Origin of the sequence: Sinorhizobium sp. KGO-5, from assembly GCF_036245905.1 — a bacterium.
Lineage (GTDB): Bacteria > Pseudomonadota > Alphaproteobacteria > Rhizobiales > Rhizobiaceae > Sinorhizobium > Sinorhizobium meliloti_A.
On sequence record NZ_BDIZ01000001.1, the window covers coordinates 1,045,716 to 1,066,380 of the forward strand.

The 20,665-nt window shown below is 62.6% G+C and carries 21 protein-coding genes; 15 read left to right on the forward strand and 6 right to left on the reverse strand.

Annotation, left to right across the window (positions count from 1 at the left end; all coding sequences use genetic code 11):
• The first annotated feature begins 9 nt into the window (after nucleotides 1-9).
• The 15 genes from rhaM to visR all read left to right on the forward strand — a co-directional run bounded on the left by rhaM (nucleotide 10) and on the right by visR (nucleotide 15,076).
• The gene (rhaM, locus tag BHD07_RS04915; RefSeq protein ID WP_018094198.1) at nucleotides 10-324 is read left to right on the forward strand and encodes an L-rhamnose mutarotase; all 315 of its coding nucleotides are present in this window, start codon (nucleotides 10-12) and stop codon (nucleotides 322-324) included.
• Complete coding sequence (locus BHD07_RS04920; RefSeq protein ID WP_100669619.1) at nucleotides 321-1,709, forward strand: FGGY-family carbohydrate kinase; 1,389 nt, start codon at nucleotides 321-323, stop codon at nucleotides 1,707-1,709. Before rhaM ends, BHD07_RS04920 begins: the two co-directional genes overlap by 4 nt.
• 704 nt (nucleotides 1,710-2,413) lie before the next feature.
• On the forward strand, nucleotides 2,414-4,015 hold the full coding sequence (locus BHD07_RS04925; RefSeq protein ID WP_338278126.1) for a globin-coupled sensor protein: 1,602 nt from the start codon (nucleotides 2,414-2,416) through the stop codon (nucleotides 4,013-4,015).
• Nucleotides 4,016-4,039: 24 nt separating this feature from the next.
• Nucleotides 4,040-4,333 carry an STAS domain-containing protein gene (locus BHD07_RS04930; protein WP_100669617.1) on the forward strand — a complete coding sequence of 98 codons (294 nt, stop codon included), beginning with the start codon at nucleotides 4,040-4,042 and terminating at the stop codon, nucleotides 4,331-4,333.
• 3 nt (nucleotides 4,334-4,336) lie between these two features.
• Nucleotides 4,337-4,702 (forward strand): response regulator, encoded by a 366-nt coding sequence (locus BHD07_RS04935; RefSeq protein ID WP_018094203.1) that lies wholly within the window; start codon nucleotides 4,337-4,339, stop codon nucleotides 4,700-4,702.
• A gap of 20 nt (nucleotides 4,703-4,722) precedes the next feature.
• Nucleotides 4,723-6,999, forward strand: coding sequence for a chemotaxis protein CheA (locus tag BHD07_RS04940; protein ID WP_100669616.1), 2,277 nt, complete (start codon nucleotides 4,723-4,725; stop codon nucleotides 6,997-6,999).
• Between the two features lie 5 nt (nucleotides 7,000-7,004).
• Nucleotides 7,005-7,472: a chemotaxis protein CheW gene (locus BHD07_RS04945; RefSeq protein WP_100669615.1), complete on the forward strand. Its 468-nt coding sequence runs from the start codon at nucleotides 7,005-7,007 to the stop codon at nucleotides 7,470-7,472.
• Complete coding sequence (gene cheR / locus BHD07_RS04950; RefSeq protein WP_100669614.1) at nucleotides 7,469-8,377, forward strand: protein-glutamate O-methyltransferase CheR; 909 nt, start codon at nucleotides 7,469-7,471, stop codon at nucleotides 8,375-8,377. Before BHD07_RS04945 ends, cheR begins: the two co-directional genes overlap by 4 nt.
• Entirely contained in the window at nucleotides 8,374-9,423 is a 1,050-nt protein-coding gene (locus BHD07_RS04955; protein ID WP_100669613.1) for a protein-glutamate methylesterase/protein-glutamine glutaminase, read from the forward strand. Before cheR ends, BHD07_RS04955 begins: the two co-directional genes overlap by 4 nt.
• Nucleotides 9,423-9,812 (forward strand): response regulator, encoded by a 390-nt coding sequence (locus BHD07_RS04960; RefSeq protein ID WP_003529938.1) that lies wholly within the window; start codon nucleotides 9,423-9,425, stop codon nucleotides 9,810-9,812. The genes BHD07_RS04955 and BHD07_RS04960 overlap by 1 nt, the downstream gene beginning before the upstream one ends.
• Entirely contained in the window at nucleotides 9,809-10,360 is a 552-nt protein-coding gene (gene cheD, locus BHD07_RS04965) for a chemoreceptor glutamine deamidase CheD (RefSeq protein ID WP_338278138.1), read from the forward strand. The genes BHD07_RS04960 and cheD overlap by 4 nt, the downstream gene beginning before the upstream one ends.
• A gap of 30 nt (nucleotides 10,361-10,390) precedes the next feature.
• Nucleotides 10,391-10,765 carry a chemotaxis protein CheT gene (gene cheT, locus BHD07_RS04970; protein WP_100669611.1) on the forward strand — a complete coding sequence of 125 codons (375 nt, stop codon included), beginning with the start codon at nucleotides 10,391-10,393 and terminating at the stop codon, nucleotides 10,763-10,765.
• Nucleotides 10,766-11,086: 321 nt separating this feature from the next.
• On the forward strand, nucleotides 11,087-12,760 hold the full coding sequence (gene fliF / locus BHD07_RS04975; RefSeq protein WP_100669609.1) for a flagellar basal-body MS-ring/collar protein FliF: 1,674 nt from the start codon (nucleotides 11,087-11,089) through the stop codon (nucleotides 12,758-12,760).
• An 826-nt stretch (nucleotides 12,761-13,586) separates the two neighbouring features.
• Nucleotides 13,587-14,324: a transcriptional regulator VisN gene (gene visN / locus BHD07_RS04980; RefSeq protein WP_100669607.1), complete on the forward strand. Its 738-nt coding sequence runs from the start codon at nucleotides 13,587-13,589 to the stop codon at nucleotides 14,322-14,324.
• Between the two features lie 11 nt (nucleotides 14,325-14,335).
• Entirely contained in the window at nucleotides 14,336-15,076 is a 741-nt protein-coding gene (gene visR, locus BHD07_RS04985; protein ID WP_100669605.1) for a transcriptional regulator VisR, read from the forward strand.
• A 55-nt stretch (nucleotides 15,077-15,131) separates the two neighbouring features.
• On the opposite strand, the gene BHD07_RS04990 is transcribed toward visR, so the two are convergent.
• From BHD07_RS04990 to motA, 6 genes are all read right to left on the reverse strand, one after another.
• Complete coding sequence (locus tag BHD07_RS04990; RefSeq protein ID WP_100669603.1) at nucleotides 15,132-15,578, reverse strand: hypothetical protein; 447 nt, start codon at nucleotides 15,576-15,578, stop codon at nucleotides 15,132-15,134.
• On the reverse strand, nucleotides 15,575-16,657 hold the full coding sequence (flhB, locus tag BHD07_RS04995; protein ID WP_338278145.1) for a flagellar biosynthesis protein FlhB: 1,083 nt from the start codon (nucleotides 16,655-16,657) through the stop codon (nucleotides 15,575-15,577). Before flhB ends, BHD07_RS04990 begins: the two co-directional genes overlap by 4 nt.
• Nucleotides 16,658-16,866: 209 nt before the next feature.
• Nucleotides 16,867-17,904: a flagellar motor switch protein FliG gene (gene fliG / locus BHD07_RS05000; RefSeq protein WP_018094216.1), complete on the reverse strand. Its 1,038-nt coding sequence runs from the start codon at nucleotides 17,902-17,904 to the stop codon at nucleotides 16,867-16,869.
• An 87-nt stretch (nucleotides 17,905-17,991) separates the two neighbouring features.
• The gene (fliN, locus tag BHD07_RS05005) at nucleotides 17,992-18,564 is read right to left on the reverse strand and encodes a flagellar motor switch protein FliN (RefSeq protein WP_338278151.1); all 573 of its coding nucleotides are present in this window, start codon (nucleotides 18,562-18,564) and stop codon (nucleotides 17,992-17,994) included.
• 55 nt (nucleotides 18,565-18,619) lie between these two features.
• Nucleotides 18,620-19,567, reverse strand: coding sequence for a FliM/FliN family flagellar motor switch protein (locus BHD07_RS05010; RefSeq protein ID WP_100669597.1), 948 nt, complete (start codon nucleotides 19,565-19,567; stop codon nucleotides 18,620-18,622).
• Between the two features lies 1 nt (nucleotide 19,568).
• Nucleotides 19,569-20,447 carry a flagellar motor stator protein MotA gene (motA, locus tag BHD07_RS05015; protein WP_018094219.1) on the reverse strand — a complete coding sequence of 293 codons (879 nt, stop codon included), beginning with the start codon at nucleotides 20,445-20,447 and terminating at the stop codon, nucleotides 19,569-19,571.
• Nucleotides 20,448-20,665: the final 218 nt, after the last annotated feature.

Below are 20,665 nucleotides of genomic sequence, written 5' to 3' on the forward strand. Positions count from 1 at the left end.
ATGCAAGTCATGGAAAAATACGCCTTCCGCATGCGACTCCATCCCGGCAAGGCCGCCGAATACCAGGCGCGTCACGACGCGATCTGGCCGGAGTTGGTCACACTCCTGAAGGACGCCGGTGTCTCCGATTATTCGATCCACCTCGATGAGGAGAACGGCCTGCTCTTCGGCGTCCTCTGGCGTTCGGACGATCACAGGATGGCCGATCTGCCGTCGCACCCGGTGATGCGTAAATGGTGGGCCCATATGGCCGATATCATGGAGACCCGCGCTGACAACGAGCCGGTCGCCGTGCCGCTCAAAACCGTCTTCCACCTCAAATGATGATGAAAACCGTCGCCGTCATCGATATCGGCAAGACAAACGCCAAGGTCGCACTCGTCGATCTCGAGCGCTTCGAGGAAATCGCCGTGCGCAAAGCCAGCAATGGTGTCAGCGCTGACGGGCTTTACCCGCATTTCGACACCGAGCGCCTCTGGCGTTTCATTCTCGACAGTCTGGCCGCGCTTCACGGCGAGCACCCGGTGGATGCGATTTCGGTGACCACGCACGGCGCGACCGCCGTGCTGCTCGATGAAGCGGGCGAGCTCGCCTTGCCGGTTCTGGACTATGAATTCGCCGGTCCGGATGCGCTCGCGGAGGAATACGAAGAGGCGCGCCCTCCCTTCACGGAGACCGGTTCGGCGCGCCTGCCGATGGGGCTCAATGTCGGCGCTCAGCTCTTCTGGCAGCAGCGCATGTTTCCGGAGCATTTCGCCCGCGTCGCGACGATCCTCACCTATGCGCAATATTGGTCCTACCGGCTGACGGGGGTCAGGACGAGCGAGTTGACCTCGCTCGGCTGCCACACCGATCTCTGGAATCCGAAGGCGGCAACCTTCTCGTCGATGGTCGACGAGCAGGGCTGGCGCTCTCTCTTCGCGCCGGTGCGAAGGGCGGGCGACGTGCTTGGTCCCCTGCTTCGGCAGGTTGCCGATGAGACGGGCCTGCCGCCGGAAACGCCGGTCCACTGCGGCATTCACGATTCGAATGCCTCGCTGCTGCCGCATCTCATTACGCGCCAGGCGCCGTTCTCCGTAGTCTCGACCGGAACCTGGGTCGTGATGCTCGCCGTCGGCGCCGATCCCGTGAAACTCGACGAGCGGCGCGACACGCTCATCAACGTCAACGCACTCGGTGATCCGGTGCCTTCGGCCCGCTTCATGGGCGGGCGCGCCTATTCCCTGCTGATCGGCGACGATCCGCCGCCGGCCTCGCCCGAGGCCGAAGCCCGTGTCCTGGAACAAGGGCATATGCTGCTGCCGTCGCTGCCGGGTGGTTCGGGGCCGTTTCCGGCTGCGCGCCCCTGCTGGACGACGGACGAAGGCAAGCTCGCTCCCGCCGAACGGCTCGCCGTCGTCTCCTTTCATCTTGCACTGATGACGGCGACCTGCCTCGATCTGATCGGGGCAAGGGGCGAGATCCTGGTCGAGGGGCCGTTTGCCTTGAACGACGCCTATCTGAGGATGCTTGCCGCCGCCACCGGCCGGCCGGTGCTTGCCAACAGGCTGAACAGCACGGGAACGAGCCTCGGCGCCGCCTGCCTCGTTGCGGGCGCCCGCGTCAGGACGGGGACCGAGCCGATACCGGCCGCAAATCCGGACGCCTGTGCGGCTTATGCCGAGACATGGCGCCGGCGCACTGCTGCGCATGTCCGGAGTGATCCGTAAAGGAATTTCAGAAGACGGACGTTCTGCTCGCTGCGCGGCCATACTCAAGGTTGACGACGATCGATATCGCTGCCATTGCGAGCGCTGCGGTGATGATGGCGCCTATTCCAAGAACAATCATTGTTCACGTCCCGTGGCGCACCGTCATGATGCCGCCCATTGCCTGAAGATGCTACTCAACGCGTAGTTCGCGCCATCACACCTGCATGTTCTGAATCGCAGCCGACACCAGGAACATGCAGCACTTCAAATGCTATAGCGACCTCTGCCCGTCCGATGGGAGACGCATGACGCTGTATGCTTCGATACTGAACGGCAGGCAGATCCGCAATTCTAAACTCTTATCATTGAAAACCTGTGGCTGCGTTCAAAGAAAACGTTGCATCGCTAGCGGACGGCAAAGCTCCGGTTGAATTTTAGCGATTCCGGTTAGGAGGCATGAGGCATTAACTTTCAAGCAAGGAATTAACCATAAACATGGTCCAACACGTCGGAATAGGAAGTCTCTACTTCTCCTCAAGGCATGATGCCGCACCGCCGTACCGGTTTCGGTCCGGTATCCACTTTCATTGAAATCACTGTGGGACGGACGATGGCGGGCGCTTCCGGGCGCGCTGCTCTATCGGGTGGGCGTGACCGGCCGCCGGCGGCGACCCTCCCCAGCAGATTTCGAATGCGGGACGCATCAGCAGCCGGGGACCAGGGTGAAACAGGAAGCGTCAGAACAGGCGAGAAAGGGCCAGGCGGGCAGCCTGCTGGAACGCCTGCGCTTTGCCGGTCTCGACGAGGATGCCTGCGCGCTGCTGCGCGGTCACCGCCAGGCTCTTTCGCCACGCATCGACCTGGCGTTGCGCGCCCTCTCGCACCGCCTGCAGGCGAGCCCCGACGCGGCGCGGCACTTCGACAGCGACCGCCAGATCGACCGCCTGCACGATCTTCAATCGTCACACTGGAACGTGCTCACGGATGCGCGTTTCGACGGACTTTATGCGGAGCGCGTAAAGGTCCTCGCCGATACCGAAAGCCGCATGGGTCTCGACCCGCGCTGGCAGATCGCAAGTCATTCGATCGTGCTCGAGCACCTTATCCTCGGTGCGATCGAGGATGCCTGGCCGAAATCCATCCTCTCCCTCGGCAAGGCACGCAGGAAAGAACTCCGCGATCTCGTCGCCGCTCTCGTGCGCACTGCCTTCGTCGATACGGAGATTGCAGTCTCGCTGCGTTTCAACGCGCTGCGCCAGCAGCACCAGCGGCAGCTTTCGGAGCAGCGCCGGGACGACGAAAGCGAGTTGAAGACACTCTTCTCGGATTTTCTTCGGGCTATCGGGGAGGGCGACCTGACCGCGCGTCTTCCGGAAGATGCGCCGGATGCCTACCAGCCGATCGTGGCGGGCCTCAACACGGCATTGGGCCAGATCAGGGATGCGCTGCTTGCGGCCGACAAACGCGCCACGGCGGCCGAGGCCATCGTCTCGGAGCTGCGCGGCAGTGCCGCCGAATTCTCGGGCAATGCCGGCGCGGAAGCGAAAGCCATCGACCAGCATCTCGTGAGCCTCGGCACCGTAACCGAGCGGATTCGCACCGGATCGATCCGGATCGCCGAGACCGAGACCAAGGCAGGTGAGACGCGGATCGCCGTGGAACGCAGCGGCGAGATCGCCGGTCAGGCGATCTCTGCCATGGCGGACATCGAGGCTTCCGCCGAGAAGATTGGTCAGATCATCGGCGTGATCGACGAGATCGCCTTCCAGACCAATCTCCTGGCCCTCAATGCAGGAATCGAGGCCGCACGGGCGGGCGAAAGCGGCCGCGGTTTCGCTGTCGTCGCGCAGGAGGTGCGTGCGCTCGCGCAACGCTCCGGCGAAGCGGCGCTCGAGATCAAGCAACTCGTGACCGGAACCAAGGGCCAGGTCGTGGCCGGGGTCGAGATCGTCGGCCGGACACAGCACGCGATCAGCAGCATCGCCGAACAGGTAGCCTCCATAAACGAGGCCGTCACCGGCATTGCCCGCGAGGCCGAATGTCAGGTGAGCGATCTTGCCTCCGCAACATCGGAAATCGACGGGATCGCGCGGGCGATGAACCGAAGCGCCGCACTCGGGGGCGCGGCACTCGCGTCGGCCGACGATCTTCACGGTGTCATCGTGGAGCTGGGCGAGACCGTCCGTCGCTTTCATCTCGACCGTCAGGCGAGATCGGCCGCGAGCTTCGCCCCGCGGATGAGGATAGACGCGCCGGAAGACGAGACCACGAGACCGTTCGTCGAAGTCACGCCCGAACGTCATCTGGCCGGAGGGCGGCGTTAGCAGGGCATGTCAAGCGAGGGAAAAATGGCCAGCAGAAACTCCGCACGAAACACGCTGAAGCTCGCTCCGGTATTGGACCTGAACGAGGCAACGGTGCTGCATGAAAGCCTCCTGGCACTGAAAGGCGGTGCCGTGGCGATCGACGCGTCCGCCGTCGAGCGCGTCGGGGCGCTTTGTGTCCAGGTGCTCATGGCCGCCGCGAGAAGCTGGGAAGCGGATCGCCTGTCTTTCACCTTTGCCGAGGTGTCCGACGCTTTCATCAAGACGACACAGCTCATCGGGGCGGACATCGGTCCCCTGATGGCAAAGGAGATTTGAGCAATGAAGAAGAGAGTTCTGACTGTCGACGATTCCCGGACGATCCGGAACATGCTTCTCGTCACCCTCAACAATGCCGGATTCGAAACGATCCAGGCGGAGGATGGCGTCGAGGGCCTCGAGAAGCTCGACACGGCCAACCCCGACGTGATCGTAACGGACATCAACATGCCGCGCCTCGACGGCTTCGGCTTCATCGAGGGTGTGCGCAAGAACGATCGCTACCGTGCGGTGCCGATCCTCGTGCTGACCACCGAGAGCGATGCGGACAAGAAGAACCGTGCGCGGCAGGCGGGCGCCACCGGCTGGATCGTCAAACCGTTCGACCCGACCAAGCTGATCGATGCCATCGAGCGCGTAACGGCCTGAATTCCGGGGACAGCCATCCAATGGACATGAACGAAATCAAAGAGATTTTCTTCCAGGAATGCGAGGAGCAACTCGCGGAACTGGAATCGGGTCTCCTCAAGCTCAATGACGGCGATCGCGATCCGGAAACGGTGAATGCCGTTTTCCGTGCGGTCCATTCCATCAAGGGTGGCGCCGGCGCCTTCGGGCTCGACGATCTCGTCTCCTTCGCACATGTGTTTGAGACGACGCTCGATTGCGTTCGATCCAACAGGCTGGAACCCAATCAGGACGTTCTGAAAGTCATGCTGAGATCGGCGGACGTGCTTGCCGATCTCACCAACGCCGCCCGTGACGGCGGCGGCGTCGACGAGGCGCGCAGCCGGCAACTGATCAAGGAACTCGAAGCGCTCGCCAACGGCGAATTGCCGCAAGCCGCCGCCGAATCCGCGCCGAAGGCGGCGCCGGCCGGCATTGCCCCGGCTGCTCCGGCCGTCAACGAGGAAGGCTTCCAGCCGGTTGCCTTCTCCTTCGACGATTTCGAGACAGGCGACGAGCCGACGATCGAACCGTCCACCTATGAGATCGTCTTCAAGCCCAAGTCGGATCTTTATTCCAAGGGCAACGACGCCACGCTGCTCCTGCGCGATCTCTCGCGCCTCGGCGAAATGAGCATCCATTGCGAGATGGACACTCTGCCGCCGCTGGACCGGATGAATCCGGAGGAGGCCTATTTCTCCTGGAAGGTTTCGCTCAAGACCGACCAGGGCGAAGAGGCGATCCGCTCCGTATTCGAATTCGCCGAGTGGGATTGCGACCTCGACGTCGCGCTTGCCGGCGGTATGGTCGGGATGGACGAGGACCTGCCGATGCAGCCTGTCCCCTTCGACCTTTCGATCCTCGATGAGGAAGCCCAGGCGCCTGCCGGGCAAGAGAACCGGGCCGCCACCAGCGAGGGCGACCCCCGGAATGCGGCCGTCGCGGCGGCGCAGACGGCGAGCAACATCCTGCAAATGGCGCAGTCCACGGCGCGCGTCTCCCCGGAGAATGCCCGCAATTCCCAGTCGGCATCGGCGGCACAGGCTGCCGCCCAGCAGGCCGCTTCCGCCGCGACCCCGACCATTCGCGTCGATCTCGATCGGGTCGACCGCCTGATCAATCTCGTCGGGGAACTCGTCATCAACCAGGCGATGCTGTCGCAGAGCGTGATCGAAAACGACACCAACGGCACGTCGTCGATCAATATGGGCCTGGAGGAACTGCAGCAGCTTACGCGCGAAATCCAGGACAGCGTCATGGCGATCCGCGCGCAGCCGGTCAAGCCGGTCTTCCAGCGCATGTCCCGCATCGTCCGCGAAATCGCCGACATGACCGGCAAGTCCGTCCGTCTCATCACCGAGGGTGAAAATACGGAAGTCGACAAGACGGTCATCGACAAGCTCGCCGAGCCGCTCACGCACATGATCCGCAACGCGGTCGATCACGGTCTCGAGACGCCCGAAAAACGGGTTGCCGCGGGCAAGAACCCGGAAGGAACGGTGCGGCTCACGGCCAAGCACCGTTCCGGCCGCATCGTCATCGAGCTTGCGGACGACGGCGCCGGCATCAATCGCGAGAAGGTGCGCCAGAAGGCGATCGACAACGATCTCATTGCCGCGGACGCAAACCTTTCGGATGAGGAGGTCGACAACCTGATCTTCCACGCGGGTTTCTCCACGGCCGACAAGATCTCCGACATTTCCGGCCGCGGTGTCGGCATGGATGTCGTCAAGCGCTCCATCCAGGCACTCGGTGGCCGCATCAACATCTCTTCGAAGCCGGGCCAGGGCTCGATCTTCACCATGAGCCTGCCGCTGACGCTCGCCGTCCTCGACGGCATGGTGGTGACTGTCGCCAACCAGACGCTGGTCGTGCCGCTGACGGCAATCGTCGAGACGCTGCAGCCGGAGGCCTCCGCGATCCACAGCTTCGGGTCCAGCCAGCGGCTGATCTCGATCCGCGACTCCTTCTGCCCGCTGGTGGATGTGGGCCGCATCCTTAACTTTCGCGGGGCACAGGCCAACCCGGTCGAAGGTGTGGCGCTTCTCGTCGAATCCGAAGGCGGTGGCCAGCGCGCGTTGATGGTCGATGCCATCCAGGGCCAGCGCCAGGTGGTGATCAAGAGCCTCGAAGCCAACTACACGCATGTGCCCGGCATCGCCGCGGCCACCATTCTCGGCGACGGGCGCGTGGCACTCATCCTCGATGTCGACGCCATCGTTGCTGCGTCGCGCGGGCAATCCCTGAAACCCGAAATGTCTCTTGCTGCCGCCGGATAATCCCCATGACCAATGCCGCAAAACATCTGACCAGTGGGGGACGGGAGCTGATCGCCTTCCGCGTCGGCGACCAGGAATTCTGCGTCAACATCATGTCGGTGCGCGAAATTCGCGGATGGACGCCGGCGACCCCCATGCCGCATGCGCCCGCCTGCGTGCTCGGGGTCATCAATCTGCGCGGCGCCGTGCTGCCGATCGTCGATTTCTCCGCCCGGCTAGGCATGAAGGCGGCCGAGCCGACGGTTCGGCACGTGATCATCGTCGCACAGGTCAACAGCAGGGTGGTCGGCCTGCTGGTCGACGCCGTTTCCGACATTCTCACCGTCTCCGACCGCGATATTCAGCCGACACCGGACATCGCGTCCGATTTCGAGCGGAGTTTCGCACGTGGCGTGTTGGCGATAGAGGGGCGCATGATCTGCCTCGTAGAGCTCGACTCGGTCTTCCCGAGCGAGGAAAGGGAGGCGGCATGAGGGTCCGGGCCAACATCGATCAGAGTCCGTATCCGGAGGAATGTCTCGCGAGCGGAGAATATCCGCTGACCCGCCGCGATCTTACCGAGATCGCCGCGATGATCTACGCGGATGCCGGCATCTATCTCAACGAATCGAAGGCATCGCTCGTCTATTCGCGGCTTTCGAAGCATATCCGCAATCTCGGACTGAAGGGGTTCCGCGAATACTGCCAGCTCGTCGCTTCGCCTGCCGGGGCGGCGGCGCGCCGCGACATGCTTTCGCATCTCACGACGAATTTCACCCGCTTTTTCCGCGAGAACCATCATTTCGAGCACCTGAAAACAGACGTTTTGCCGGGTCTCATCGCCCGCGCGAAGAACGGCGGTCGCGTTCGCATCTGGTCTGCGGCGTGTTCGGATGGCCAGGAGCCCTATTCGATGGCGCTGACGGTGCTGTCGCTGCTGCCCAATGCCGCGGACTACGACTTTCGCATCCTCGCGACCGATATCGACCCGAAGATCCTGTCGCTGGCGCGGGCCGGCGCCTACGACGCGACGGCGATCGAGACGGTGAACCCTGCCATGCGCAAGCAATGGTTCAGCGAGGTCGAAGTCGGCGGCCGCCGCAAGTGGCAGGTCGACGATCGCGTCAAGCGGCTGATCACCTTCAACGAGCTCAACCTGATGGCGCAGTGGCCGCTCAAGGGGCCGTTCGACGTGATCTTCTGCCGCAACGTCGTGATCTATTTCGACGAGCCGACGCAGATGAAGATCTGGTCGCGCTTCGCCGGCGTGCTGGACAATGGCGGGCACCTCTATATCGGCCACTCGGAACGTGTGTCGGGGGATGCAAAGGCGCTCTTCGACAATATCGGCATCACGACCTATCGCCACACGGGCAAGTTCCACGGAGGTCGGGCATGAGCACTCCCGCACGTGTTCTCGTCGTCGACGACTCGGCCACCATGCGCGGCCTCATCTCCGCCGTGCTCAATGCCGATCCGGACATTTCGGTCGTCGGGCAGGCTGCCGACGCGCTCGAGGCGCGCCAGGCGATCAAGCAGCTCGACCCCGATGTCGTGACCCTCGACATCGAGATGCCGAATATGAACGGCCTCGAATTCCTCGACAAGATCATGCGGCTGAGGCCCATGCCGGTGATCATGGTCTCGACGCTGACGCATAGGGGCGCGGAAGCCACGATCGCCGCGCTCGAGATCGGCGCCTTCGACTGCGTCGGCAAGCCGCAGCAAGGGGATCCGCATCCGTTCCGCGATCTCGCCGACAAGGTCAAGGCGGCCGCGCGTTCGCAGCGCAAGTCCATGATCACCAGCAACAGGGCGGCCGCGCCGGCGGTGACAGCCGTTTCCGACTACCGGGCAGGGCGCAAGATCGTCGCGATGGGAGCTTCGACCGGCGGGGTCGAGGCTCTGATCACGGTCCTGCAGAAGTTCCCGGCAAATTGCCCGCCGACGGTGATCACGCAGCACATGCCGCACACCTTCACGAAGAGCTTCGCCGAACGGCTGAACCGGCTTTGCGCCCCGACGGTCCAGGAGGCGACGGATGGCGCGCGGCTCGAGGTCGGAAAGGTCTACCTGGCGCCCGGCGGCGAACGGCATCTTGAGGTGCATAATGCCGCCGCGCCCTGCTGCCGCCTGGTGGATCAGCCGGCGGTCAACGGACATCGACCCTCGGTCGACGTGCTGTTCGGTTCCGTCGCCGAACTGGCGGGCCGCAACGCCATCGGGGTGATTCTTACCGGAATGGGCCGCGATGGCGCCGCCGGTCTTCTGAAATTGCGGCATGCCGGGGCACGCACCTTCGGTCAGAACGAAAAGACCTGTGTTGTCTACGGCATGCCGCGCGTCGCCTATGAATTGGGCGCGGTCGAAACGCAGCTCCCCCTCGGATCGATCGGGGAGGAGATTTTGAAGACGGCGGCAGCCCGAAAAGAAGGAATCGAATAATGTCTCTCGCCGAAAAGATAAAAGTTCTGATCGTCGACGATCAGGTCACGAGTCGTCTGCTCTTGGGCGACGCACTGCAGCAGCTCGGCTTCAAGCAGATCACCGCAGCCGGTGACGGGGAACAGGGCATGAAGATCATGGCTCAGAATCCCCATCATCTGGTCATCTCCGATTTCAACATGCCGAAAATGGATGGGCTCGGCCTGCTCCAGGCGGTGCGTGCGAACCCGGCCACGAAGAAGGCGGCCTTCATCATCCTCACGGCACAGGGCGACCGCGCCCTGGTGCAGAAGGCGGCTGCGCTCGGCGCCAACAACGTGCTGGCCAAGCCGTTCACGATCGAAAAGATGAAAGCCGCGATCGAGGCCGTGTTCGGGGCGCTGAAATGAACACCGAGGCTGCCGGCAGGCGCGTTCATGTCATTCAGGGCGAGTTCAAGGTCGTCAACGATCCGGATATCGTGCTTTCGACCATTCTCGGCTCCTGCGTGGCCGCCTGCATGCGCGATCCGGTGGCCGGCGTCGGCGGCATGAATCACTTCCTGCTGCCGGGATCGGCGACCTCGCCGAGCTCCGGCGCGAACGCCACGCGCTACGGCGTGCACCTGATGGAGCTTCTCATCAACGGCCTCCTGAAGCAGGGGGCGCGGCGCGACCGGCTGGAGGCGAAGATCTTCGGCGGCGCCAGGACGATTGCGCGTTTCTCGAACGTCGGCGAGCAGAATGCCGCCTTCGCGCGTCAGTTCCTGATGGACGAGGGTATCCGCATCGTCGGCGAAAGCACCGGCGGGGACCACGGACGCAAGCTCGAATACTGGCCGTCGTCCGGGCGCGCGCGCCAATATGCGCTGACGGGCGTGGAGGCACAGCGGGCGCTTCAGATGGACCAGCGGCCCGCCGTGCCGAAGCCGGCCGAAAGCTCCATCGAATTCTTCTGATCATACCGGCCGAGGCCACGTGAGGAAACAATGCAGAAAGACCACAACCAGCCTCACACGGAAGAATCTCTGCCGGACGTGCTGATGCGCGTCGTCACGGAGCTCCACGATGTCGCTTATCTGATCGAGCGCATAGAGCCTCAACTCATGAGCGACGACTGCGCCGGTGCGGACAGGATCATGGTGCTGCAGGGCATCGACCTCGCGGTGCAGAAGACGCGCGGGCTCGCCGAGTTCATCGATACCATCACCGCCTCCATTCCCGACACCTGCCTAGTCGACGTCACCACCGCAGTCAGCCTCGTCAAGCTTGCCGACATGAAGAAAGCGCTCGGCAGCGGCATTCTCCGGCATGGGCATTCGCAGCCGCTGACCAAGGCGGCCGGCGACTTCGAGGCCTTCTGAGGGGCGCCGTCGCAGAGGAGTGCCCCTTCCTTCGGGTCGCACCCGGGTTTAACCCGAGGGCTAACCCTCTCCCGACTGGCGGACGAGGGGCGGCCGCGCGATCGGGACGGTGCGCTGCGCGACAGTTCGCCGATACCTGACCTTTCGCCAAGTTCGCGCAAGTTTCGTGTCCTAGCTTCGCTTCCGGGGCTGGTAGATTCGCGGCTAATGCAGAACGGCTGAGCGCAAGCCGTTTTCCAGCAAACCCGAACGTTGGATCTGCGCAGGGTACCGACCGGATAATCGGAGCGGGTGCCTTGCGATACTGGGTGCGGAAACAGAATGAATCTGTTCGATCAATTCTCGATGTTCACGAAAAATCTGAGCAATCTCGGACAAGGAAAGCTCATTGCGCTTGCCGTGGCCGGCGTCGTGGCGATCGGCTTCGTCCTCGGTGCCGGTATCTATGTGAACCGGCCGTCCTTCGAGACGCTCTATGTCGGTCTCGAACGCAGCGACGTCACCCAGATCAGCATTGCGCTTGCAGAAGCCAACGTCGACTTCGAAGTCGGCACCGACGGCGGCAGCATCCAGGTGCCCGTGGGCATGACCGGCAAGGCCCGTCTGCTGCTTGCCGAGCGCGGCCTGCCGAGCAGCGCCAATGCCGGTTACGAGCTCTTCGACAATGTCGGTTCGCTCGGGCTCACGTCTTTCATGCAGGAAGTGACCCGCGTTCGGGCGCTCGAGGGCGAAATCGCCCGCACGATCCAGCAGATCTCCGGCATCGCCGCCGCACGCGTCCACATCGTCATGCCGGAGCGCGGCAGCTTCCGCAAGGCCGAGCAGACGCCGACGGCCTCGGTCATGATACGGGCAAGCGCCACGGTCGGCCGCAGCGCCGCGTCCTCGATCCGGCATCTGGTCGCGTCGTCCGTGCCGGGCCTCGATGTCGACGACGTCACCGTCCTCGATTCGACCGGCCAACTGCTCGCATCCGGAGACGACCCGTCGAACAGCGCGCTCAATCAGTCACTCGGCGTCGTCCAGAACGTTCAGAGCGATCTCGAAAAGAAGATCGACAATGCGCTGGCGCCATTCCTCGGGATGGACAATTTCCGCACCAGCGTCACCGCCAGGCTCAACACCGATGCGCAGCAGATTCAGGAGACGGTCTTCGATCCGGAATCGCGCGTCGAGCGCTCGACGCGCGTGATCAAGGAAGAGCAGAAGTCCAGCCAGCAGCAGCCGGACAATGCCGCGACGGTCCAGCAGAACGTCCCTCAGGCCGCGCCGCGCGGCGGAGCCGGTCAGCAGTCGAGCGACGAGGCGGAGAAGAAGGAAGAGCAGACGAATTACGAGATCAACAGCAAGACGATCGCCACCGTCAAGAACAGCTATTCGATCGAGCGGCTGTCGATCGCGGTCGTCGTCAATCGCGGGCGCCTCGCGGCCATGGCTGGCGAACCGGCGGATCAGGCGAAGATCGATGCCTATCTCCAGGAGATGCAGAAGATCGTTTCCTCTGCCGCCGGGATAGATCCGGGCCGCGGCGACGTCGTAACGTTGAACGCCATGGATTTCGTGGAGACACAGCTCCTCGACCAGGCGGTGCCGGGTCCGGGGATCATGGAAATGCTCACGCGCAACCTCGGCGGCATCATCAACGCGCTCGCCTTCGTCGCAGTCGCTTTCCTGGTCGTATGGTTCGGGATGCGACCGCTTGCCCGCCAGCTGGGCTTCGGCGGACAGGCGGGCAAGCTCGAAGGCGAAGCCGCCGGGCTCGAACTGCCGGACTTCTCGCCGGCAGGCGCCGGCGCAGGGGGTGCCCTCATGGAGGGGTTCGGCTCCGATTTCGGCTTCGACGGCGGCGACGATCTGCTCAATCTCGGCGACGAGGCGGGCTTCAACCGCCGCGTCAAGGAAGGGCCGGAGCGGCGTCTCGCCCGGATGGTCGAGATCAGCGAAGAGCGGGCGGCGAAGATCCTGCGAAAATGGGCGGTCGATCGGGCAGCGTAGAAAACGCCGGCGGAAACCTGAACTGGAACGAAGTCCCGCCCAACAGGCGGGACTTTGTCTATTGGGCGCGCCTCAATCCGGCCCGCGCCGGCGCAAGGGCCTTCCGAGAGTATTGGCGAGTCTAGCTCCGGCTGGCGACGCCACGGCGGAGTCCGGCCAAAGAATCCGCCCCGCGTCGTGGATACCGTCCGATGGCCGTCGGAAAATTTAAACCAATTTTTAATTAATTTAGATTCGCACGCCGCTCGCCGTGCTGCGGCTCGCGCAGTCAGTTACTCCGCGTTGTTTGCGGGATCCGGAGCTGTATTAAAATATATCTTCGAAAGAGCGGAATATAATTTCAAGCACAGACTTTCCGCATTCCCGGCGTTGCTGTCAATGAGCCCGCCAGGATTTGATGCATTTCGGCAACATTCCCCGGCTTAAAGTAAGTCTTGGATGAAGAGTTGAGGCGTCCTGAAAGCATCCTATCTGCAACGAAAGGGCGAACTCCCGTCCGGTGTGACGGATTTTCAACCGTGCGGCCACAAACGACGATTGCAGGATACCGTTTATTATCAACATCTTGATTAGAGAATTGGTCGGAGTGAAAGCGTGCCCGGCCGCCGACCGGCTCACGCATACGTGAATGGCTCAAGGCAAGGTTGGCAAGTAATCGCGCAACAGGACGCCCTGTCTTTTTGGGGGCGGCGATGTACAGTTTAGCAATTGATTCGCGTCCTGATACTCGCTTGGTGGCAAGAATACCGGCGAAGCCGGCTGTCGGGGACGACAGGGCAAGCGTGACATTCCAGGGGCGCCGAATCCGGCACGGGGGCTGAGAGTTATGGAAATGTCGCGGTCGGACGCAGTCTGGTCTTCGGAGACCGCTGCGCCGCGGGTTTGTGGACGCAAAATATCAAGGGAGCAACTGATCCGAAGGCTTGGAGAAGTGGCCTCGGGTACGGGACTCGGCAACGGATTGGCAGCGCTGACGGAATATGTCGGCGCAACCCATTACCTTCTCGCCCGGCACGATGTTTCGCAGGACGGCGGACTGGATTTTGTCGTCTGTTCCGACTGGCCGTTCGACATCGTTCGGCGTCTTTCGGGCATCATCGCCGGGCTCCATACGAAGATCACCGAACTGGAAAAGTGCCTCGCCCAACTGCAGCCGGCCTTCCATACGCTGCCCGACGATATCGGTTTGCCGCGGGGGGTCAGCCGGAGCTATTGCGCCGTGACCTTCAGCGTAGGGCGCACGCGGTTCTCGTTGATGCTGCTCTTCCCCGAGGACGTGATCCTCTCCCAGGAGGCGCTGCGCGACATCGCGGTGCTTGCCGGCTATGTCGCCAGTCACAAGATCAAGGCCGATGTGCGCCACGACCGGGAATGCGAACTGACCGAGCGCGAGCTCGAATGTCTTTTCTGGATTGCCGAAGGCAAGACGAGCGATGAGATCGCCGTGATACTCGGGATCTCCCGCAACACGATCAACAACTACATCACCAGCGTAATGCGCAAGACGGCGACGCGAACGCGGTCGGAAGCGATCGCCCACGCGGTGCGCAACAATCTGGTTTAGGAGCGGTGACGATGGCTTATCTCGTGACGCAGGATCGCGACGACGCCGGCCGGTCGGGTCGCAACGTCCGCGCGGCGCGGGCGGCGACGCTGGTGACGCGCTTGCAGGCCATGCAACGGCAGATCAACGCCAAGAATTTCGCCGTTCTGCGAACGAATGGCAGGGGCGTCCCCGGAACGCGTAAGCTCACCTGCGTCCTCCACAACTGGGGAGCCGCTTGCGAGGAAAACGCGCGTGATCTGATCATTCTCTACGGCGACGAGTTGCTCCAGCATCTCGATCTTTCCCTGCTGCCGGTGCTCTGGAACGGTCAGGGCGAGCATCAGACCGCCGAAGCCTCGGATTTCGGCCCGTTCACGCGCCGGCTGAGAGAGCGCAAGCTTTCCTATTCGGGCATCGCCTTTCCGATAAGGCTCGGCGCGCAGGGCAACGGCTACGTGATTTTCGCCGGCAGCTACATCGATGTTTCGGGCGAACAGATCGTCGAGCTGCACGGCCGCAGCGCGCAGATCATGACAGACCTCCTGGCCGCCGACGAGAAGCGCCTGTTCAAGACCGAAGCCTTGAGCGATCGCGAGATCGCCTGCCTGCAAATGGCCGGCGATGGACATATCAGCGAGGAGATCGCCGACAAGATGGGCCTCTCGATACATACGGTGAATGCCTATCTCGGGGCCGCGACGACGAAGCTCGACTCCGTCAACCGGATTCAGGCGATAGCCAAGGCGATCCGCCTTGGCTATATCAGCTAGCCATAGCTAAGGTCCGTCGAGATTCGGAATTCCCGCCGCGGCCTGTTCGATTTCCTCAACTCGCCAGCGGCAGCGGATAGGTTTTGACGAACTTCGCTTCTGCCAGGCTCTTGGCGAGAAAGGCCGTGTTCTCGTCCGGATTGCCGGAAGGCTGTTGAAAGTTGATGTGGCTGATCTCGATGCCGGCCGTATCGCCCGCGAGCACGAGGCGCGCATAGACCGTCACGCCGCGGGGCTTCAGTTCGAGGTCGAGGATAACCTCCGGGCGACTGTCCCAGTCGAGGTTATAGTTGCCGCCGAGGCCGAAGTTCACGGTGCCGGGCAGGAAATAGAGCTCTGCCGCCGATTCCACCAAATCGGCGATGCTCGCATAGGACTCGAAGCGCAGAAGCGCGATGAAATCCGCAGCATCGATGAGGCGCAATTCGGTCGCAACCGGACGGATTGCCTCCGCAACTATCTGTTCTCGTTCTTCGGAGAATTGGCACTTTTTCAAGATCATGTCACCCGTCTTTGTTGCGGCTGAGCTGCATAAACCCGGTGAATCAGTTCGGCGACTGCCTTGTAAAACACCGGTGGAATGACACTATCCACCGAGACTTGTGCAAACATGGAGCGTGCAAGCGGCGGATCCTCGAAGACGGGGATGCCGTTCTTCTCCGCAATTTCGCGAATCTTCAGGGCCACCAGGTCCTTTCCCATGGCCACGACGACCGGCGCGTCACTCTCCTCGCGCACATAGCGCAGTGCTACGGCATAGTGGGTCGGGTTGGCGATGATCAGGGTTGCTCGCGGAACCGAGGAGATCCTCCGCTTGCGGGCGCGGTCGCGCTGCATCGATCTGAGCCGCGATTTGACGATCGGGTCGCCCTGCGATTGCTTCAGCTCGTCCTTGACCTCCTGCTTCGTCATCCTGAGCTCCGTGTACCAGTGATGGCGCGTCCAGAAGAGATCGACGATGGCGAGCGTCGCGGTGGCGAAGAGAACGACGATGATGATCTGCTTGAGGTCGGAGATCATCGTCGTGAAGATCGTCACCGGATCGGAGAACATCATGTCGAGCGTGGCGAAATAATCGTTCCAGAGCACGAGGACGACGACGATCGAAACGACGATGATCTTGAACAGCGACTTGCCGAATTCCACCAGCCCCTGAACGCCGTAGATCCGTTTGAAACCGGCCACGGGCGATACCCGGTTCCATTTCGGCTGGATGCGGTCGAGGACCGGCCGCGGCAGGTTCTGGAAGATCGACGACCCGACGCCGAAGACGATAAGTAGGATGAAAACCGGCAGAACCAGCGCGGCGCATTTCAGAACGACATGCGAAATCAGGGCGACGGCGTCGGTTGCGGTGTCGAGGCGCCAGGCTTCCGGCTGCTCGAAAATGTCCTTCAGCGCCTCGGCCATGTTTGCCGCGCCGTCCGAAAGGAAAAAGACGACGAAAATGTAGATCGCCAGCGTCGAGGCGAAAGCGGTCACCTCACGCGAGAAAGGGACGTTGCCTTTCTCGGTCGCGTCGGAGATCTTCTTTTCCGACGGCGCTTCTGTTTTACTGTCCTTGTCCTGCTCTTCCGCCATGAAACAGCAAGCTCCTCAGCAGGCGACAATGTGAACGACGCTTCCGGTTACCCCTCGACCCGAATTCGCGAGGGAATCGTGGCAGCAGACGCAAGCGCTCGCTTTGTGGTGAACCCGGACAGGCCCCTGCGCAAGTGCGGGTGTGCGGCAGCCCGCGCGGGTCAACAGAAATCGGAAACGAAACGCGATATATCGGCAGGCCGGAGGCGTCAGGCGGCCTCCGCTTCCTTTTCCTTGAGCTCGAGCTGCCCGCTTGCGGAGAGGCGAATCGCCTCCTGCGTGATCGAGCGCCTCGCGATCGCGATATCGCGGGGATTGATGCCGGCATCGCCGGCGGCGAGGTCCGATTCGATCATGCGCCGCTGGCGGGCGCCGATGGAGGCGAGAATAGACTCGCGCAACTCCGCAGCAGAACCTCTGAGCGCCATGGTGATGACGTCGGTGGAGACGTCGTTGAAGAGCTGCACGCGGCTGCGCTGCGGCATGAAAAGGATGTCGTCGAAGAGGAATATCTTCGGCCGGACCTTCTTGACCGAATCGGTGCTGATCGTTTCGAGCGAGGCGAGCAGCGTGTCCACCTGCGGCTTATCCAGCTCGTTCATCACTTCGGCGATCTTAGCCGGGCCGGGCGAGTTGCGCTCGGCCTCCATCTCTTCGATGATTTCGATCACCCGCGCCTCGATGATTGCCGCCGCCTTCGGGTTGACGTTCTTGATGTTGACGGCACGGTTGAGAATCTCGGGCCGCTGTTTGTCGGACAGCTGAAGCAGCACCTTGGCGCCGAAGCTCGACGGCATCATCGACAGAACATAGGCGATCGTCTGCGGATGTTCCCGGGCGAGCAATTGCGCGATGATCGCAGGATCGCAATCCATCAGCCTGTCCCAGATGCTCGCCTCGTAGGATTGGAAGGTGGCGCGGCGGCCGAGGAGGCCGTCCACCTCGTCGGGCGTCAGGCCCTCTTCCAGAATGCTCTCGATGGCCTTGGCATTGTCCATGAGGCCTGCACCTTCGGTGAAGAGATCCTCGAACTCGTTGACGAGCGCTTCCAGTTCGTGCGGCGGCACGGCTCTGAGCGACTGTGCCGCGGCGATGATGGCCTGCAGCTCGCTCTGGGTGAAGAATTTCAACAGATTCCCGGCAATCGACTTGCCCATTGCGAGCAGCACCGCCGCCGCCTTTTCCGTCTGGCTCAGCGGTTGTGCGAGCGCCTGAGCCTGTGCCTCGAAACTTCCGAAATCCGTCATGGATTCATCCCCGCCCGATCATCGGGCTCCTAATGAGTTGAAACGGGATGCGGGCGGAAAACCGCTTACACCTTTCCTCATCCCGCTCTATTTCCTACTGCCTTTGATCTCCAGGAGCTTGACGCCGAAGCGGGTCACATCGCCCTCGAGAACGGTGATTTCTCCGCGGCCGATCACCCGGCCGTTGACCATGATCTCGACCGGCTCGCCGATCTTGCGGTCGAGCGCGATCGTTGCGCCCTCGGTGAGCGCCATGAGGCCGGAGACCTGCATGCGGCTTGTCCCGAGTACGATCTGAACATCGATCGGGATGTCCATGATCAGGTCCATATTGGCGGTCATTCCGCTGCCGGGCGCTGTTTCACCGGCGGCCGGTGCGGCATCGAAATCCCCGCCGGCAACCGCGGAGTCCGCGCCGAAGGCGGATTCCGCGAAGTCGGCGCCGAAATCCCCGCCGAATCCAGCGCTGTCGGCGGAACCGAAGTCGCTGCCGAAATCCACGGGCTGTTCGAGCGGCCCGGCGGCGGCGAAATCGGCGCCGAAGTCAGCCTCGCCGTCCTTCTTGAGAACGCCGCGCAGGTCGTCGATCGCCTGGTCGAGCTCGGCGTCTGCCGCGAATGCGGCCGGTTCTGCGATGGGTGCTGCTTTCTTGGGTGCCATGTGCCGAATATTCCAGTTGAAGCTTGCCTCAGGCATTCTGCCAGGCGAGGGAGGATTAACTCATGATGTGGCGAAGGATGTCCTGCTCGGAGCCGTGGGTATCCTTGACCCGGACCGTATATCGCGAACCCGAACGGCCGAACTCGCAGACATAGAGGTCGCGCCCGTTGGCGCTCACCTCCACGCGGACATCCTGCCCGTCGTGAAAAGGGATGACATCCCCGGCCTGCAGGCGGCTGAGAGTGTCGAGCGTCAGGCTTTCCAACCGGATGCGCGCCTCGAGCGCGACGGCCGATCGGCGGACCTGCTCCTCCAGCTGTTCCGTCCATTCGGTCTTCGCGTTCCGGTCCTCGCCGGCACCTTTGCGAGAGATGATGCGGGTCTTGAGGAGCGTGCTTTGCGGGACGATGACCGAGAAAGTGGAGAGCACCGGCCCGAGGCCTATGGTCATGTCGATCGAGGCTGCGAAAACGTCTTCAAGCGCCGGATCGGGCTTTGCCCGTTCCGCGCTGTTGTAAGGACGGCCGACAACGGGCTCGAACCCGCCGGGCGCGTTCACTGCAGTGCGCAGGACCTCGGCGATGCCATGAAACACCGGCAAGGCGACATCGATCTCGATCTTCGACAGAGAGCGTGGGGCCGGCTCCTCGATGCTCGTCGGTTCGGCCCCGAGCAGAGCCTCGACAAGTGCGATCAGAACCGGACTGTCGCAGCCGACCTGGAAGTCCGCGCACCAGTTTCGCAGGGAGAGATCGCCGAGCAGGACCCCGTCGCCGAGAGCAGCGATGAGCTCGTTGCGGAGCCCCGTCCGGAAGCCCGCATAGGCGATCGTGACGTCGCATCCGGTCTCCGATTGCAGGACACCGGGCAGGAGTTCGTCGAAGACCTGGGCAAGCTCGAGTGCGGTTCGGCCGATGGCCTTGTCGTCGCCGAGCGCGCCGGTCATGCGCGCGATCAGCCTTCTGTCGAATGCATGGACGTTCGATGCGGTGCTTGTGCTCATGTTAGGCCGCCTTGCTTTCGCTGCCGCCGCCGGGATTCATCATTTCCTGTTCGACCGCATCGATGGACGGCCGTTCATAGGCGGAGATGGTCTTGCGGCCGTATTCGAGTGCGACCTGCGGAACCGAACCGTTCATGTAGGCAAGCAGCGTCTGCTTGACGATGACATAGAGTCGGTTCTGCTTTTCCCGTACGGACTTGATGTTTGCGACGAGGGGACCGACGATCGAATAGGAAAGGAACACGCCGAGTAGCGTTCCGACGAGTGCGGCGGCGATCTTGGCGCCCAGCACTTCCGGTGCTTCGCTGATCGCGCCCATCGCCTTGATGACGCCGAGAACCGCCGCGACGATGCCGATCGCCGGCAGCGCATCGCCCATGCTCGTCAGCGCGTGGTAGCACTTCATCTTGTCGTGGGTGATCGTCTGGATTTCCTCGTCCATCAGCGCCTCGATCTCATGCGAGCGGGCGTTGCCGATGATGATCAGCCGCACATAGTCGCAGATGAAGGCGGTCAGCTCCTTGTTCTGCAGGACGGTGGGTGCGGACTGGAAGATCGAGGATTCTTCCGGATTGTCGATGTGGCTCTCGATCTCGTTGCGCGACTTCGTTCGCAGGTCGCGCATCAGGCTGTAGAGGACGCCGAGCGTGTCGAGGTATTGACGTTCCTTCGGCACCTTGTGCCTGAAGGCCTCGCCGAGCGCCTTGCCGGTGTCTTTGACCACCTTCATCGAGTTGGCCATGATGAAGCCGCCGATGCCGGCTCCGCCGATGATCATCAGCTCGAAGGGCTGGTTAAGGACTTCCAGGTGGCCGCCCATCGCCATGTAACCGCCGAGGATACAGCCGAAAGTCACAAGAAGCCCGATGATGATGTTCATTGCCGATACCTGTCGCGATCGTGATTTTCCTCCGATGAAATAGGGTCCGTTCCTTGCGTGAGGCTGGCCGCGAGACCGGCGTCCGGGACAGGTTCGCGCAAGCCAACGCCGTCAGGGTTGTTGGCCAGGGTCGGATCGCATGACGTTCCGAGCCCCGACAGTCGGTGCGGGCTGAGGACCGCACACATTTCCTCACGCTTCATGCGACAGGGCGAGCC